The 15,876-nt window shown below is 69.8% G+C and carries 11 protein-coding genes; 3 read left to right on the forward strand and 8 right to left on the reverse strand.

Annotation, left to right across the window (positions count from 1 at the left end; all coding sequences use genetic code 11):
• Positions 1-191: 191 nt before the first annotated feature.
• Together NR798_RS31720 and NR798_RS31725 are read right to left on the reverse strand one after the other, a co-directional pair.
• The gene (locus tag NR798_RS31720; RefSeq protein ID WP_375766267.1) at positions 192-866 is read right to left on the reverse strand and encodes a hypothetical protein; all 675 of its coding nucleotides are present in this window, start codon (positions 864-866) and stop codon (positions 192-194) included.
• Between the two features lie 14 nt (positions 867-880).
• Positions 881-1,633: a hypothetical protein gene (locus tag NR798_RS31725; RefSeq protein ID WP_375766268.1), complete on the reverse strand. Its 753-nt coding sequence runs from the start codon at positions 1,631-1,633 to the stop codon at positions 881-883.
• Between the two features lie 312 nt (positions 1,634-1,945).
• On the opposite strand from NR798_RS31725, the gene cglD reads away from it, so the two are divergent.
• The gene (cglD, locus tag NR798_RS31730) at positions 1,946-4,708 is read left to right on the forward strand and encodes an adventurous gliding motility lipoprotein CglD (RefSeq protein ID WP_375766269.1); all 2,763 of its coding nucleotides are present in this window, start codon (positions 1,946-1,948) and stop codon (positions 4,706-4,708) included.
• Between the two features lie 77 nt (positions 4,709-4,785).
• Here cglD and NR798_RS31735 read toward each other — a convergent pair whose 3' ends face one another.
• On the reverse strand, positions 4,786-5,274 hold the full coding sequence (locus tag NR798_RS31735) for a hypothetical protein (RefSeq protein WP_375766270.1): 489 nt from the start codon (positions 5,272-5,274) through the stop codon (positions 4,786-4,788).
• 347 nt (positions 5,275-5,621) lie between these two features.
• On the opposite strand from NR798_RS31735, the gene NR798_RS31740 reads away from it, so the two are divergent.
• A complete protein-coding gene (locus NR798_RS31740) occupies positions 5,622-7,040 on the forward strand; it encodes a hypothetical protein (protein ID WP_375766271.1) in 1,419 nt (472 codons plus the stop codon).
• A gap of 13 nt (positions 7,041-7,053) precedes the next feature.
• Here the strand turns inward: NR798_RS31740 and NR798_RS31745 are convergent, their stop codons facing one another.
• The 5 genes from NR798_RS31745 to ptsP all read right to left on the reverse strand — a co-directional run bounded on the left by NR798_RS31745 (position 7,054) and on the right by ptsP (position 14,724).
• Positions 7,054-7,665 carry a hypothetical protein gene (locus NR798_RS31745; RefSeq protein WP_375766272.1) on the reverse strand — a complete coding sequence of 204 codons (612 nt, stop codon included), beginning with the start codon at positions 7,663-7,665 and terminating at the stop codon, positions 7,054-7,056.
• Between the two features lie 134 nt (positions 7,666-7,799).
• A complete protein-coding gene (locus NR798_RS31750; protein WP_375766273.1) occupies positions 7,800-8,972 on the reverse strand; it encodes an epoxide hydrolase family protein in 1,173 nt (390 codons plus the stop codon).
• A 99-nt stretch (positions 8,973-9,071) separates the two neighbouring features.
• Positions 9,072-10,898, reverse strand: a complete 1,827-nt coding sequence (locus NR798_RS31755) for a PTS fructose-like transporter subunit IIB (protein ID WP_375766274.1) — start codon at positions 10,896-10,898, stop codon at positions 9,072-9,074.
• Positions 10,895-11,860, reverse strand: coding sequence for a 1-phosphofructokinase (gene pfkB, locus NR798_RS31760; RefSeq protein WP_375766275.1), 966 nt, complete (start codon positions 11,858-11,860; stop codon positions 10,895-10,897). The genes NR798_RS31755 and pfkB overlap by 4 nt, the downstream gene beginning before the upstream one ends.
• Entirely contained in the window at positions 11,860-14,724 is a 2,865-nt protein-coding gene (gene ptsP, locus NR798_RS31765) for a phosphoenolpyruvate--protein phosphotransferase (protein ID WP_375766276.1), read from the reverse strand. The genes pfkB and ptsP overlap by 1 nt, the downstream gene beginning before the upstream one ends.
• Positions 14,725-14,835: 111 nt before the next feature.
• Between ptsP and cra the strand changes: the two genes are divergently transcribed.
• Entirely contained in the window at positions 14,836-15,819 is a 984-nt protein-coding gene (cra, locus tag NR798_RS31770) for a catabolite repressor/activator (protein ID WP_375766277.1), read from the forward strand.
• Positions 15,820-15,876: the final 57 nt, after the last annotated feature.

Raw genomic sequence — 15,876 nt, forward strand, 5'->3', positions numbered from 1 at the left:
GAAAGGGGTGCACGCGAGGAGGGCGTGAGCGTGGCACTTTCGTATGTCATCCATCTCCGACGAAGCACGTCCGCTGAGGGCTGAAATACACAACGCCCCGGCACGAGACCCGTGAGTCTCACGCCGAGGCGTACCCCTGTTCCCATACATCCTGTCTCCAGACAAGCCCGCCGCCAGGCCGAGCCAAACGTCTACTTGGCAACGCCTCCCATGTCGTAGGACTTGGGCATGACATCCACAACCGCGGGCTCCGAGGTGGCGCTCAACGGCCTCAATCCCAGGCCGGTGGGCAACCACGCGTCACGGAAGGAGCCCGTGCCGAGCGCCGACGCACGCACCACCAGGGCGGTGGACACCTCCACCACCAGGTGGTCGCCCACCTTCAGGGACTCGGCCCGTGCCCGGAGAGCTTGCTGCCCGCCGAGCACCTCGTCCGCCTTCGCGTCATCCAGCACGTAGACGAAGGTGCGGAAGGCGCTGGGGCGCGTGCTCAGGCCCGGGCCCACCATCGCCCCCTTGGCCTCCAGCCGGCCCGAGGGCAGGGCTCCACCCGGGCACCCCAGCCGCACGCTCGCCGGTGCCTGGCCATAGCGGGCCTTTCCCCAGTCCGGGTGGCTCCGCTCCACTTCCGCCAGGTCGCCCTTCAAGGCACCCAGTAACTCCTCGCTCCGCCCCTCCAGCGACGGCGCCACCTCCACGCACACCTGCAGCGCCCCGCGCTCGGCCACCAGCAATCCTCCCTCCAACGTCAGGTGCGCGTGCTCGGACTCCTCCCCTTCCAGCCCGCCTCCACACCGCACTCCGGCCACCAGCACACCCAGCATCGCGGCCACGTGGGCCCACTCCCGCATGGAAAGCTTTTTCATGGCGTCAATCCCTCTCAGTTGGTGCGGTCCTGGATCTTCTTCACCGAGGTGAAGTCACTCGTGGTCGGGTACCAGACCGGGTCGGTACAGCCCATGCTCGAATACAGGTCGTTGTGCATGACGCTGTTCATGCAGTCGCCGTAATAGCCGGGGTCCTTCAGGCCCAGGATGTGGCCGGTCTCGTGGTTGATGAACTTGCGCGCGCGGGTGTCGTAACCCGAGACGTGCTGGGCCTTGAGATACGAATACATCCACTTGAAGTGGGTATGCCCATTCACCGGATCCACCACGGGGTTGTCCTGCACCACGCAGCTGTAGATGTCCCCGCCGCACTGGGACGACCACGAGTCGCCCAGGTGGTACTCGATGCCGATGGTGGCCCGCGTGGCCGAGTCATACTGGGTGCAGAGCTTCGCCGCGCGCCACAGGTCCACCCGCCAGTTGCCAGTCCCATCCCAGACCAGGCTGAAGTCCAGCTTCGCGAGCGTCTCCTCGATGAAGCCCGCCATCCGCGTGGCGTCCACCGACGAGGTCAGCGACGTGACGCAGTACTGTTCGTCCAGGGTGCCCGGCGTGGTGCTCGTCCCATTGTTGTCGTGAATGGTGGACAGGTGGACCTGGTACGAGCCGTTGTGCGAGTGCGAGGCGTGCGCCAGCGGCACGTGGCGCCAGGCCACCACCGCCAGCACCGCGACCCAGCCCAGTGCGATCCACCGGGGAGTCCGGGAGTGATGTGGAGGTGCTTCGTCTCGGGAGGGGGGAACCATGGCTCTGCTCCTGTTCGACGGGCCTTCCACCATCTTTCAAGAAAGCAAGAAAGTCAATGTAAACTTGTTTTGCCTGTCTCCAGCTGGGTATGTGCGCTTGAACGCTGGCAGGGCGGGCCCCCGGCTCCTCGCTCGTGCAGCAGAGGCTCATCTCAGACGGAATCCCCCACCGGCAACGGAATCGGATTCAGGCCGTAAAATCCCAGCCCCAGCGAAACACGATGGACCGCGCCCGCCAACGTATATGATTCGAAATTGCCGTACGGGGGGGCGGTATCCCAGACAGCACAGTACCCCTGTGAGGAAGGCTCCATGAATCCGCGACAACTGATCAGCGCCACGCTGCTCGCCATCAGCCTGATGGCCGCACCCGCGTGCGACCTGGGCCCCAACCCCGGCCCTGGCCCTGGCCCGGACCAGCCCACCGACACCGGCCCCACGCCGCTGCCCACCGACCCCAACGATCCGAACAACGCCGCCAAGGACACCGACTGCGATGGCCTGAGCGACAAGATCGAGTTCGAGGCGGTCTACAACGGCCAGAAGACGAGCCCCGGCGTCGCGGACACCGACCAGGACGGGCTGCCGGACGGGCTCGAGGTGGGCGTCACCAAGGCGGTGACGGGGACCTCCTGCACCATCACCGCGGACGCGGACGTCTCGCTGCAGACGAGCCCCGTGAAGGCGGACTCGGACGGTGACGGCCTGCTGGACGGCGTGGAGGACCGCAACCACAACGGCAAGGTGGACGACGACGAGACCCACCCGCTCCTGCTGGACACCGACTGCGACGGCCTGCGCGACGGCCCGAGCGCCGGGAGCGTGAAGGGCGAGGACCAGGACGCCAGCGGCACCCGCGAGGCCACCGAGACGGACCCGCGCCGCTTCGACACGGATGGGGACGGCATCTCCGACGGCGTGGAGACGGGCGCCACCACCAACCTGGACGAGGCCAACTGCAAGGGCATCTTCCGCCCGGACGCCAACCCCGGCACCACCACGGACGCGACCAACCCGGACTCCGACGGCGACGGCGTCAGCGATGGCGCCGAGGACAACAACCAGAATGGCAGCGTGGACCTGGGCGAGCTGGATCCCCGCAACAGCGACGCCTCGGGCCCCGCCGGCCAGGTGTGCACCGCCAGCAACCTGCGTCCCGTGACCTTCCAGTCCGAGGAGGGCCCGGACATCCGGCTGGCGCTGCCGCCCACCTTCACGGAAGTCACGCAGATCAAGTCGGGCACCGAGGTGAAGGGCCTCGTCGGCTACGACAGCACCACGAAGATCGCCTTCCTGGCCTTCCGCGCCACGCCGCCCGCGGGCGCCACGGATGCGCTCGGTGACGAGGAGGAGCTGCAGCCCGCCATCGCGTCCAAGGGCGCGCTGAGCAACCGCACCGCCCAGGTGTTCAAGACGTGGGAGGGCTTCGAGGCCGTGCAGGCCTTCTATGACCAGGCGGGCACGACCACGGACCTCAAGCGCCGCACGGACCAGCTGGTGGACGCGCTGGTGCCGGGCAGCACGGGCCGCCTCAGCAGCGCCGCGGCGGGCGTGACGGGCAACTTCCGCCTCCAGTCGCTCTTCGTGCACCGCTCCAACCAGAGCCTCGTGGTGCTCATCGCCGTGGCGCCCATCGCGGCCGTGACGGGCAGCAACCGCAGCACCCCCGCGGCCTTCTCCGCGCAGGACCTGTCGGATGGCTCCGCGCTCGCCCAGTTCGGCGAGCCCACGGCGGTGCAGTGCGAGCGCTTCACGCTCCCGCAGGCCAAGGTGGACTTTCTCTTCGTGGTGGACGACAGCGGCTCGATGAAGACCTCGCAGCTGTCACTGGCGGCCACCGCCCAGTCCGCGGCCAACGCGCTCAACGCCTCGTCGCTGGACTGGCGCATGGCGATGGTGACCTCGGCCTACCACCTGGGCACCTCGAGCACGAGCAACAACGTGACCAAGCTGCGGCGCTTCACCCGCAATGTGAGCAAGGTGAAGTCCTGGCTCACGGAGAGCAGCACGTGCTCGGCCACCACGGGCGGGACGTGCAGCCTGCCCGCGGCGCCCGAGTCCGCGCCCTGCCCCGGCGGCTCCACCGAGGGTGTCAACGGCGGCTGCTGGGTGGGCCTGGGTGGTAACGGCAGCGAGGGCGTGCTCGGCGCGGCCCGCAAGGCCATCGACGACATGACGCCCGGCACCGAGCCCACCGCCGCCGAGTCCACCACCCTGGCCCGCAAGGACGCCACCCTCGTGGTCGTGCTGCTCGGTGACGCGGACGATCAGACCACCGGCTACACCACGAGCTCCGAGAACTGCGGCACCGGCGGCAGCAAGGACAAGGCGGGCAGCCAGTGCCTGAACGTCTCGACGTTCGTGGAGTTCTTCGGCAACCGCTCGGAGGTGCTGGTGCCCACCAACAAGACGGGCAAGCAGATCACCGTGCACGGCATCGTGTGCCCGTCCGGCAAGGCCTGCGGCTGCAGCGAGGGTGTCACCTGCACCACGACCGAGGCCTCCCGCGAGTTCAACCCGCTGCCCGCGAACGGCCCGCAGCGCCACGCCTCGGTGGTCAACGCCACGGGCGGCGTGCTCGGCTCCATCCTCGATACCGCCTCCATCGGCGCCTCGATGGATGCCATCATCGCCGACGCCATCGGCAACGCGGGTTACAAGACCCTCAAGCCGCCCATCGGCGCCTCCATCAAGGTGGCCATGGAGAACGTGCGTGACCCGGCGGTCTGCACGGCGAGCGGCAACATCCCGCGCAGCACGGTCAACGGCTTCGACTTCGACGGCAGCGCGCGCACCCTCTCCTTCTTCGGTGCCTGCCGCCCGGCGAGCGACGCCACCCAGGTGGCCGTCTCGTACCAGTACTGGGTGGACGACGTGAAGGATCCCAACGGCGGCATCGCCTGCGAGGACGACCCGAACTACACCCCGACCGAGCCGGACCACTGCACCGGCCCGCTGCTCGGCTGCAACGAGACGGGCAACCAGTGCGTCTGCAAGCCCAACTGCGGTGACACCTGCGGCACGGGCGCGCGGTGCGACATGACCAGTTGCTCCTGCAAGCCGATCCTCAACTAGGACGCGGTGCGCTCCGGGCCCGGAGGTGAACGGGTCCGGAGCCCGCCCGGCTGGGGAGGGGGCGAGCCCCTCTCCGGCTACCGGGCGGGAGCCAGTGCGAGGAGCAGCAGGGCCGCCTGCTCCGCCGGACCTCGCGAGAGCAGCTCGGGCGGCACGAAGACGCGTACCGGAGGCAGCAGCTTGCTGTCACAGCTGCGCCGCCCTTCGTACCAGCCCTCGGCACCGGTGGACTTCAGCCGGTAGGTGCACTGGTCGATGTAGACGTGGAAGTCGCTCGGGCTGAGGCGCAGCGTCACCGGCCCGTTGATGAAGCCCCCCTCGGCGACCAGGGCGTCTCCCTCCTGGCGGACCTTCAGGTTCACGGGACTGCCGCCGATGACCCCCGCGGCCTTGTCCGGCTTCAACGTGAGCTGCGCCGTCCCGCCGAGCGCCCGCCCCCGGATCTCCGTGTCGGAGCGGTGCAGCTGGATGTCGCGCGACACGACGTCATCTCCACGCAGCTGCAGGTTGTAATTGTCATACGGCAGGTCCACGGAGATGACCGGCGTGGACTCGCCAAGGGCCACTCCTCCTACGAGGAGTCCGAGACCCAGAACAGTTGACAAGGAGCGAAGACGGGGCATGCCCTCAGTGTAGACACCTGCCCTCACCCTCGCACCGTTTGCTCCCACCTCCCCGCGGCCCCGGCCCTCGGGGATGTGGACTCTTGATCACCCGGCGCTCGGCTGCCTGGCAGCCTGGAGCATGTGGCCCAACTGGGCGAAGCGTGGCCCTCTGGCTTCACCTCGGGAGCGAGGCGCGGTGCGCGCGAGGGAACACCCTTTCCCATCCAGGTCCACGCGCGCCCTCCTTTCCACCGTTCAGCCCGGTATGCGGCTTGCTCCCCCCTTACGAGGCACGGGGGGGGGCGAAGGTGATCCGGAAACTGCTGGGAGCGTGTGGGGCGGTGGTGTGCGTGGCGGTGGCGTGGGCGTGCAATGATTCGGCGGAACCCGTACGCCCGGAGCAGGAGGAGCTCGCTCCACCCGACGCGGGGCCTCCGCCCGAGGAAGATGCCGGGACGTCGCCAACCGACGCGGGAGAGTCCTCGGAGGACGCCGGCACCCAGGAGCCCCCAGACGCGGGCACCCAGGAGCCTCCGGACGCCGGCACCGGGCCGGACGCGGGCACGGAGCAACCCGCGCAGGATCCATGGCCGAAGGAGGCGGCGGTCAACTACACGCAGCGCTTCGGCGTGGGCCAGCCCCAGTCGGTGGCCGTGGATGACGCCTTCAACGTCTGGCTGCTCGCCGGAAACCGCATCGGCGTGCTGCGCCCCGGGGCCACCCAGCCCGTCTGGGCGAGCCACCTGGGCCAGGCCGGCAGGGGCTTCTCCTCCACCGTCATCTGCGGCGGCAGCGCGGGCCGCGCCTACGTGGGCTACTACGCGCGGGAGCTCGACAACCCGCAGCGCAGCTCCTACCAGGACTCCACCTTCCTGGAGGGCGACCTGGACGCGGTGAAGCTCACCCCGGAAGGCACCGTCGTCCTGGAGGAGCACATCACCCGCTCCTTCCGGCACGACAAGCACGACGGCAGCCTGAGCTGGAACCCGCCGAACAACACCGGCATCCACAACTCCAATGACTGGAGGTACGACGAAGATCGCTCGGTGCTCAGCTGCGTGAAGGTGATGCGCGGCCGCGACAAGGGCGAGGTGTATGTCGGCACCAACCACGGCGTCACGCGCATCCGCGGGCTGGACTACAACAGCCACCGCCACCCGGTGTGGTGGGAGAACGGAAGCCAGCGCGCCGGCTACACCTATGCGGTGGGCATCGCCCAGGATGGGGACGTGCTCATCGCCAATGATTGGACCTTCGGCATCGTCACGCCCAACGAGGATCTCGGCCTCTGGGACGCGATGACGCCCAAGACGCTCAATCCCATGAAGGTGGAGTCCTCGTACCTGCCCGAGGTCAACCCGCTGCCCGAGTTCGACAACTGGCGGGGCTTCCAGCAGACGAAGGACGGCCGCTACTACCTGGCCAGCAAGGACTACGGGCTGTGGGAGATGAGCATCCTCTCGAAGGGCAATCCCTGGCAGAAGGGCACCCGCCTCCAGGGCCTTCCCACCCAGGGGCTCACGTCCCTGGCAGCCACCGATGACGGCTCGCTCTTCATCGGCACCGCCGGCTCGGGCCTGTGGCGGATGGACGCGAACAAGAACCTCTCACGCGTGGCGAACGTCCCGGGCAAGACGGTGAAGCAGCTCATCTACGACCCGAACGGCACCCCGGCGATGCTCTACGTCCTCACCGACGCCGGGCTCACGGTGCTCCGCGGCCATTGAGTCACACCACGGGTCACGCCACCAGCCACCAGCCGCCGAGCATCACCGAGCCGAACGAGGCCACCGCCGGCACGTGGCGCAGGAGGGCCTCGGGCCGGGGCATGGCGCTCGAGCCGGCCGACAGGGCCGCCGTGAGCGCCGCCATGGCCAGCGTGCTGCCCAGCATGAAGCCGCCGAGGTACAGCGCCTGCCACACGGCCGAGGAGGCCACCGCCGCGGGGAGCAGCAGCAGCACCGCGGCGGCACCCGTCAGGCCGTGGATGAAGCCGATGGAGAGCACGCTCCAGGTGCTCGCAGGGCCCGCCTTGGACGTGGCCGCTTGCTTGCCCGGCATGCGGTGGGCCAACCACCGGCGCAGGCCCACCATGCCGGTCATCACCAGCGCGCCCCCCGCGATGCGCTCCCCCCACGTCTGCAGCACGTCGAGGTCCAGCGCCGCGGCCACCAGCACCACGGCCGCCACGCACAGCAGGGTGCCGAGCGCATGCCCCAGGCCCCACATGAGGCCCACGCGCCAGGCCCTCCGGCCGATGCCCAAGGAGAGGGGCGCCAGACTCAGCAGGTGATCCGGGCCGGAGACCGCGTGAAGCGCTCCCGAGCCCAATCCAGCAAGGGCTGCAACCATGGACGTCCTCCCAGTGAGCCAGCGCGGCGGCATGCCGGCTTCGCGTAACCAGGAAGATGCGTCCCAGGCCCTTGTAACGCCAAGACAACGTTTTCATCGCGCTGATAGCCCTGCCCTATCAGCGGGCCGGCCCCTCAGCCCCGCAGCGGCCGGAAGAAGTTCCGGATGTCCTGAACCAGCCGCTCCGGCTGCTCCATGTGCGCGAAGTGGCCGCCGCCGGGAAGGACGTTCCAGCTGCGGAGGTCGTAGTACTGCTCGGCCCAGCTGCGCGGCATCTGGACGACGTCCCTCGGCATGATGGTGACGCCCGTGGGGACGTTGACCACGCGAGGGCCCGGGTGCGAGGGCGTCCAGGGGTGGTGGGCCGTCTCGTAATAGAAGCGCGTGGCGCTGTTGAAGCTCTCGGTGACCCAGTAGAGCGTCATCGCGGTGAGCAGCTCGTCCTTGGAGAAGACCTTCTCCACATCCCCGTTGCAGTCACTCCAGGCCCTGCGCTTCTCGAGGAACCAGGCGCACATGCCCGCGGGCGAGTCGTGCATGGCATACGCGAGCGTCTGCGGGCGCGTGCTCTGGAGGCCCACGTAGCCGGTGCCCTCCATCAAGAAGCGCAGGGTCCGGGCGAGGGCTTCCTGCTCGTCGGGAGCGTAGGCCTCGGGAGGGGGAATGCTCCTGGGATTGGTGTTCGCATCCAGGGGCATCGGGAAGGTGAGGTGGAGGCCGAGCACCTGCTCCGGGTACTTGTGACCGAGCTGCGAGGAGACGAACGCGCCGGCGTCACTCCCCTGCGCGCCGAAACGCGAGTAGCCCAGGCCCTCCATGAGGCGCACCCAGAGATCGGCCGTCCGCATGAAGTCCACCCCCGTCTGCTTCAGGGGCGTGGAGAAGCCGAAGCCGGGCAGCGAGGGCACCACCACGTCGAAGGCATCTCGCGGATCTCCCCCGAACTCGGCCGGATGCGTCAGGGGGCGGATGACCTTGTGCATGTCCCAGAACGTCCACGGCCAGCCATGGGTCAGGACGAGCGGCATGGGGCTCGGGCCCTGGCCCTTCTCGTGGATGAAGTGGAGGGGGACGCCCTCGAGATTGACGCGGTAGTGGGAGAAGGCGTTGATGGCCCGCTCCTGGGCACGCCAGTCGAACTCGTTCGCCCAGTAGCGCACGAGCTCGGAGAGGTACCCCTGCTCGGTGCCGTAGGCCCAGCCCTCATTGCCGTAGTCCCCCGCCCACCGCGTCCGCGTCAGGCGCTGGTGGAGATCCACCAGGATTTGCTCGGGGATGGAGACCGTGAAGCGCTCTACCGCGATCATGCTCTGACTCCTCGTCTGGCGATGAACCCTGGCCAGGGATGAGGACTAGAGCATTGCACTCACCGGGAAGTGAACCCACCCCGGGAGAAACCGCCCGGCTCAGGCCGCCGCGCGGTCGTCCCGGGCCCCCACGCCCCACTGCTTGTCCCGCGGGGTTGCCGCCGCGCCCGGCAGCTCGGCCTTGCCGGTCTTGAGCAGCGCGTAGCCAACGCCCACGGCCAGCGAGCCCGCGGTGATCGACAGCAGATACAGCAGCACGTGATTGACCGCGTTGGGGATCAGCAGCACGAACAGTCCACCGTGCGGGGCCATCAACTGCACGCCGAAGTACATCGACAGCGCGCCCGTCAGCGCTCCGCCCACCATGCTGACCGGAATCACGCGCAGGGGATCCTTGGCCATGAAGGGGATGGCCCCCTCGGAGATGAAGCACAGGCCCAGCACCAGCGACGCCTTGCCCGCTTCCCGCTCCGGCTCCGAGAACTTCTTCCGCGCGAAGAGGCTCGCGAGGCCCATGCCGATGGGCGGCACCATGCCGGCCGCCATGATCGCGGCCATCGGCCCGTACGAGCCAGCGCCCGCCGACAGCAGCCCCACGCCGAAGGTATACGCCGCCTTGTTGATGGGCCCCCCGAGGTCGAAACACATCATCGCGCCCAGCAGCACGCCGAGCAGGATCGCGTTGCCGGAGTTCATGTTCGTCAGGAAGCCCGTCACCGCCGACATGATGGCCGCCATGGGCGCGCCGACGACGTAGATCATCACGAGCCCGGTCACCAGGCTGGCCACGAGCGGGATGATCAGGATGGGCTTGAGTGATTCCACGCTGGCCGGGAGCCTGACGTAGCGGCTCAGGCCCCGCGCCGCGTAACCGGCGATGAAGCCCGCGGCGATACCGCCGAGGAAACCGGCCCCGAGCTCGCTCGCCAGATAGCCGCCGATCATCCCGGGAGCGATTCCGGGCCGGTCGGCGATGGAGTACGCGATGTAACCGGCGAGCAGCGGCACCATCAGCTTGAAGGCCGCACCACCGCCGATGCGCATCAGCGCCGCCGCCAGCGAGCCCTCCTGCTTGAAGGCGTCGATGCCGAACACGAAGGACAGGGCGATCAGCAGGCCGCCCGCGACGACCATCGGCAGCATGAACGACACGCCGGTCAACAGGTGCTGGTAGGGGCCACCCCGGCCGCCCGCCTTGCCTCCCCCGCCGCCCGCGGCCTCCGCCCGGCCCGGCTGGCCGGCCATCACCTGCGCCTTCTCCAGGGCGTCGCGAATCGTCTGCTCGGACTTCTTCAGCGCGGTGCCCGTCGAGGTCCGCCAGACCCGCTTGCCCACGAACCGCGAGGAGTCCACCTCGATGTCGCAGGACAGGATGACCACCTCGGCGTCCCGGATCTCCTCCGCACTCAGCGGGTCCTGGGCGCCCACCGACCCTCGCGTCTCGACGCGGATGGGATGACCGAGCCCCTGTCCGGCCCGGGTCAGCGCCTCGGCCGCCATGAACGTATGGGCGACCCCCGTCGGGCACGCGGTGACGGCCACGATCTTCGGTCCCCCCTTCTCTGGAGACCAGGCCGCGGGCGCCGCTTCGGTCTTGCTGGCCGCGGCGGCCGAGGTCAGCGGTCTGGCGCCGGACTCGGCCTGCTTCAGGAATGCGTCCGGGTCGGGCAGCGCCTCCGCGATCGGCGCCTGATAGACACGCTTGCCCACGAACCTGGAGACGTCGACGGGCGCGCTCGCCGCGACGACGACCAGCTCGGCGGCCTCGAGCGCCGCTGGTCCGATGGGGACGACCGGCTCCAACTGGCTGTGCATCTCCACGGTCACAGTCCAACCGCGCCGCTTCGCGGCACGCTCGAGGCCCCGCGAGGCCAGGAAGGTCGTGGCCACGCCGCTCGGGCAGGCCGTGATGACGATCACGTTCATCGATGCGTCTCCCCGGTGAGTGGTTGCACCGTCAGGCTCCGGACGGCGGTCTGCCGCTGAAGCACATCGAGGTCCCCGGCATTCGGATCGCCGACGCCGATGTGCCGCACGGACTCGGCGGCGAGCGCCGTCGCGAAGCGCAGGCCGCGCTCGCGTGGCCAGCCGGACATGATGCCGTGCAGTGTGCCCGCCAGCAGCGTGTCACCCGCGCCGACGGTGCTGACAACCGTCACCCGCGGCGACTCGGCCATCAGGACGTCACCGCGCTGGGCCCAGATCACCCCCTCGGCACCGGCGGAGACCAGCACGTCCTCGATGCCCTCGGCATTGAGCCGCAGCGCCGCCTGGAGCCGCGCTTCGGGAGTATCGAGCGGGTGGCCCGCCCAGTCGGCCAGCTCGGTCTCGTTGGGCTTGACGCCGGTGGGCCGCGCGGTCAGCCCCGTCACCAGCGCCGGACCACTGGTGTCGAGCCACAGCGGGACCTGGCGCTCGCGGATCCGCGTGATGAGGCTGGCGAGCTGCGCGGGCGTCATGTTCGGCGGCAGGCTGCCGGAGATCACGACCGCCTCGATTCCGGGCAGCAGGGGCCCCAGGCGCACGGACAGCATGTCCAGGGCGTGCGCCGGAATGAGCGGACCCGGCCCGTTCAGATCGGTGACGCGCCCGTCCGGCTCGGAGAGCTTCGCGTTGATGCGCGATTCGCCGGGTATCCGCACGAACGCATCGTGCAACCCGTACCGGGCGAAGGCCCGCACGAACGCCGTCTCGTTGTCAGCACCCAGCAGGCCAGACACGGTGACGTCATGGCCCAGGTCCCTGAGGACGCGCGCCACGTTGATGCCCTTGCCCGCGGCGTCGAGCCGGGTGCTCTCGGTGCGGTTGACCTCGCCGAGCCGGATGGGGCCGACGCGGATCGCGAGATCCAGCGCGGGGTTGAGCGTCAACGTCAGGATCCTCGCCATCACACCACCTCCAGGGCTTCGCGCACCGCGGCGGCGGTCGGCTGTCTCAGTGCGATCTCGGCCAGCTCACGCGCCCGCGGCAGCGTCAGCTCGCGGATGGCGGCCTTCACCAGCGGCACGCGGCGGCTGCTGACGGACAGCTCGTCCACGCCCAGGCCGACCAGCACCGGAATGGCCTGGGGATCGGACCCGAGCTCGCCGCAGACCCCCACCCAACGGCCCTCGGCATGGGCGGCCTGGACCGTCAGGTGGATCAGCCGCAGCACGGCCGGGTGCATCGCATCGGACTGCGCGGAGAGCTGGGGATGGCCGCGGTCGATCGCGAGTGTGTACTGCGTGAGGTCGTTGGTACCGATCGAGAAGAAGTCGGCCTCCTTCGCGAGCGTGGGCGCGAGCAGGGCGCAGGACGGCACTTCGATCATCACCCCGAGCTGGACATCGGCCGCCTTCACCTCGGCCTGCACGCGATCGAAGATCGCCTTGCCGGCGCGGAACTCCTCGATGTCCTTGACCATGGGGAACATGATGCGCACCGGACGGGGACCGGCGGCGGTCAGCAGGGCGCGGATCTGCGTCTCGAGCACCTCCGGCCGCATCAACGTGAGACGGATGCCGCGCACGCCGAGGAACGGGTTGTCCTCCTGGGGCATCGGCCAGTACGTCAGCGGCTTGTCGCCACCAACATCCAGCGTGCGCGCCACCAGCGGACGGCCCTTCAGCGCATCGAAGGCCTCACCGTACTCGGAGATCTGCGTCGCCAGGTCTGGCGCCTCCGCATGTGCCATGAACACGAACTCGGTGCGCAACAGGCCAATGCCCTCGGCTCCGCGCTCGACGGCATCCGCCGCATGCGCGGTGTTGCCCAGGTTCGCGGCGACCTCCACCCGGTGGCCGTCGAGTGTGCGCGCCTCCTCGTGCCGCCGGGAATGTGCCGCCCGCCGCAGCACCTCCTGCTCGTCGATGCGCTTCTCGGTGCGCTGGCGGCGCGCAAGGCTCGGGGCCGCGACGACACGTCCGCTCTCGCCATCGACGATCAGCTCGACACCGGAGGTCAACGCCAACACGCGCTCGCCCGCACCGACGACGGCGGCGATGCCCAGGGCCCGCGCGAGAATCGCGCTGTGCGAGGTGGCTCCTCCGCGCGCGGTCACGAGCCCGCGCACCTTCGCCGTATCCAGCCGCGCGACGTCGGACGGCCCCACGTCATCGGCCACCAGGATGTAGGGCTGCTCCGGCGGCATCGGCATCTCGACGCCACACAGCAGGCCCAGTACGCGGCGGCCCACGTCGCGCAGGTCCGCGGCGCGCTCGGCCAGCAACCGGTCGGCGAGCGCTTCCTGCGTGCGCGCGGCGGTGTTGATCGCACGCCACCAGCCGGCCTCGGCCGAGGCCCCTTCGCCAATGGCCTCGTGGGCCGCATCGCGTAGATCCGGGTCTCCGAGCATCTCCGCGTGGATGGAGAGGATCTGCGCGACCTCCCCGCCCACCGTCCGCTGTACGAGCGTTTCGAGCTGCTGGCGGGCCCCCTCGAGCGCGCGCTCGAGCCGTACGCGTTCCCGCGCGGAATCGTCCGCTCGCTCGGGGTAACGGAAGTCCGGCAGCCGCAGCACGTAGGCGGGCGCGATGGCGAGGCCCGGCGAGGCCGGCACGGCTGTCAGCGGCTCGTCGGCCACCGGAGCGATGACCGGCTTCACCGGGGCGGCATGCGCGGTCCGGGCGGCGCTCTCCTCGCGCGTCTCCTGGAGCGGCGTCACCGGCTCGCCCAAGCCGCCACGCACCGCTTCCACCAGCGCCGAGACGGCCTGCGCGGCCCCCTCCCCTTCCGCGGAGAACACCAGCGTCTGGCCCCGCCGCGCGCCCAGCCCGAGCACCTTGGTCAGACTGGCCGCGGAGACCGCCTCCCCGTTGCCCTCGAGCAGGCGGACGCGGACCTCGGCGGTATGCGCCCGTGCCACCAGCACCAGCTCCCTGGCCGGCCGGGCATGCAGCCCGTGGGCGTTGAGCAGGCGGATGCGGGCGGTCTCGGCCCGCGCGGACTCTCCCGACAGCCGCGCCAGGACCTGCTCGGCGGGCAGGCCAGCGAGCTTCTCCCCTTCTCCGCGCGCGAGCAGCTCGTCGAGCCGCACGAGCAGCGAGCGATGGGTGTCACCCTGGGCGGCCAGACAGAAGACGCCGGAGACCTCTCCCGCGTCGTCACGGAAGCGCTGCTCCGGGGTGGCCAGCGCGAGGGCGGGCGCCTTGACGCCGGCAGTGCCGAACACGAGCCAGAGCCCCTGGCCCAGGGGCTGCGGCGGCTGTCCGGCGATCGCCGCGATGAAGGCCGCGTCCACACACCCGGCATGGCGCAGACGCGCCGCCGCGGCCAGGGCCAGCTCCAGACGGTCATGGGCCGGCACCCCCAGGCAGAGCGTCCCGGCATCGAATCTCGCGGACACCGGCATGCGGGACAGCATGGCGATCACCTCGTCGGCGTTCTTCGCACCGGCCAGGGTCTCGGCCACGCCGTCGCGCTCCAGCACGTGCGTGAGCTGACGCAGGATGTCGAGGTGCTCGTCGGACTGCGCGGCGATCGTCACCAGCAGGTTCACCCGGGTGCCGTCGTGCCACTGGACGCCGTCCGGGAACTGCAGCACGCGCACGCCCGTGGAGCGGACGTAGCGCCGGCTCTCCGGCGTGCCGTGGGGAATAGCGATGCCGTGGCCCAGATAGGTGGAGGACTGCGCCTCGCGGGCGAGCAACCCCTCGCGGTATTCCGCTGACACACGGCCTGCTTCCACCAGCGCATCGGCCGCCTGGTCGAGCGCCGCACGCCAATCGGCGGCGCGGCACCCCAGCCGGACATCGTCCCGAGTCAGCGTCAGCATCCGTTGCATCCTCCCCGTCCCGAGGCTTATAGATGACGTGCTGAATCGTGTCACCTACGTGGATTCAATGTCCAGCACCCACCCGAAATTCCCTGGATTCAGGAGGCCGAAATGACACTCGCGGACATCGCCCGGCTGGCAGGCGTGTCGCGGACCACGGCCAGCTACGTGCTGAACGGCCAGGCCGAGGCGCGCCGCATCAGCCCCAAGACGGTGGCGCGGGTGATGGCCGTGGTCAAAGAGCACAACTTCCGCATCGACGCCCAGGCCGCGGCGTTGCGGCGCGGCGCCAGCCACACCCTGGGCTTCATCGTGCCGGACCTCGAGAACGCCAGCTATGCGCGGCTCGCGAAGCTGCTCGATCACGGCGCCCGGCGCGAGGGCTACCAGGTGCTGATCGTCGGCTCCGGCGATGACCCCCAATCCGAGCGGGAGCTCGCGTTGGCCCTGCGCGCACGGCGCTGCGATGCGTTGATCGTGGCGAGCGCCCTGCCCGCGAAGGATCCGTTCTACACGGAGCTGATGGAGGCGGGCACGCCGGTGATCGCCGTGGACCGCGCGTTGGACCCGAAGCACTTCGTCTGCGTGACCAGCGACAACGTGTCGGCCGCCGAGATGCTGACGCGCTCGGTGATGGACGAGGGCACACGAAGCATCGCCTGGTTCGATGCGGTGCCCGCGCTCTCGATCAGCATCGAGCGGCGCAAGGGCTTCCGGCGTGCCGTCAAGGGACGCGTCGAGCACGTCCACGAGGCCACCGGGGCCCGCTACGACCGCGAGAGCGGCGCCCTGCTGATGCGTGGACTGCTCGCCGAGCACGGCCTGCCGGACGCGCTGGTCACCAGTTCCTATACGTTGCTGCAGGGCGTGCTCGACGTGCTGCTCGAATCACCCGCCGGCCTGCCACGGGCGCTGCGGCTGGCGACGTTCGGAGACGATCGCCTGCTCGATTTCCTACCGCTGCGCGTCAACTCGCTGCCGCAGCGGCACGAGCGCATCGCCGAGCTGACGCTGGCGCGCGCGCTGGAGGCTGTGCAGGGCCGGTATGTTCCCGGCTGCGAGGTGGTCGCCCGCGAGCTCAAACGCCGCGGCTGAGCAGGTATTCGATGGGCATGGCCGGGGTGAGAGCGCGGTTAGTCGATGTGCGGAAGA

Origin of the sequence: Archangium gephyra, from assembly GCF_042230915.1 — a bacterium.
Classification (GTDB): Bacteria; Myxococcota; Myxococcia; order Myxococcales; family Myxococcaceae; genus Archangium; species Archangium gephyra_B.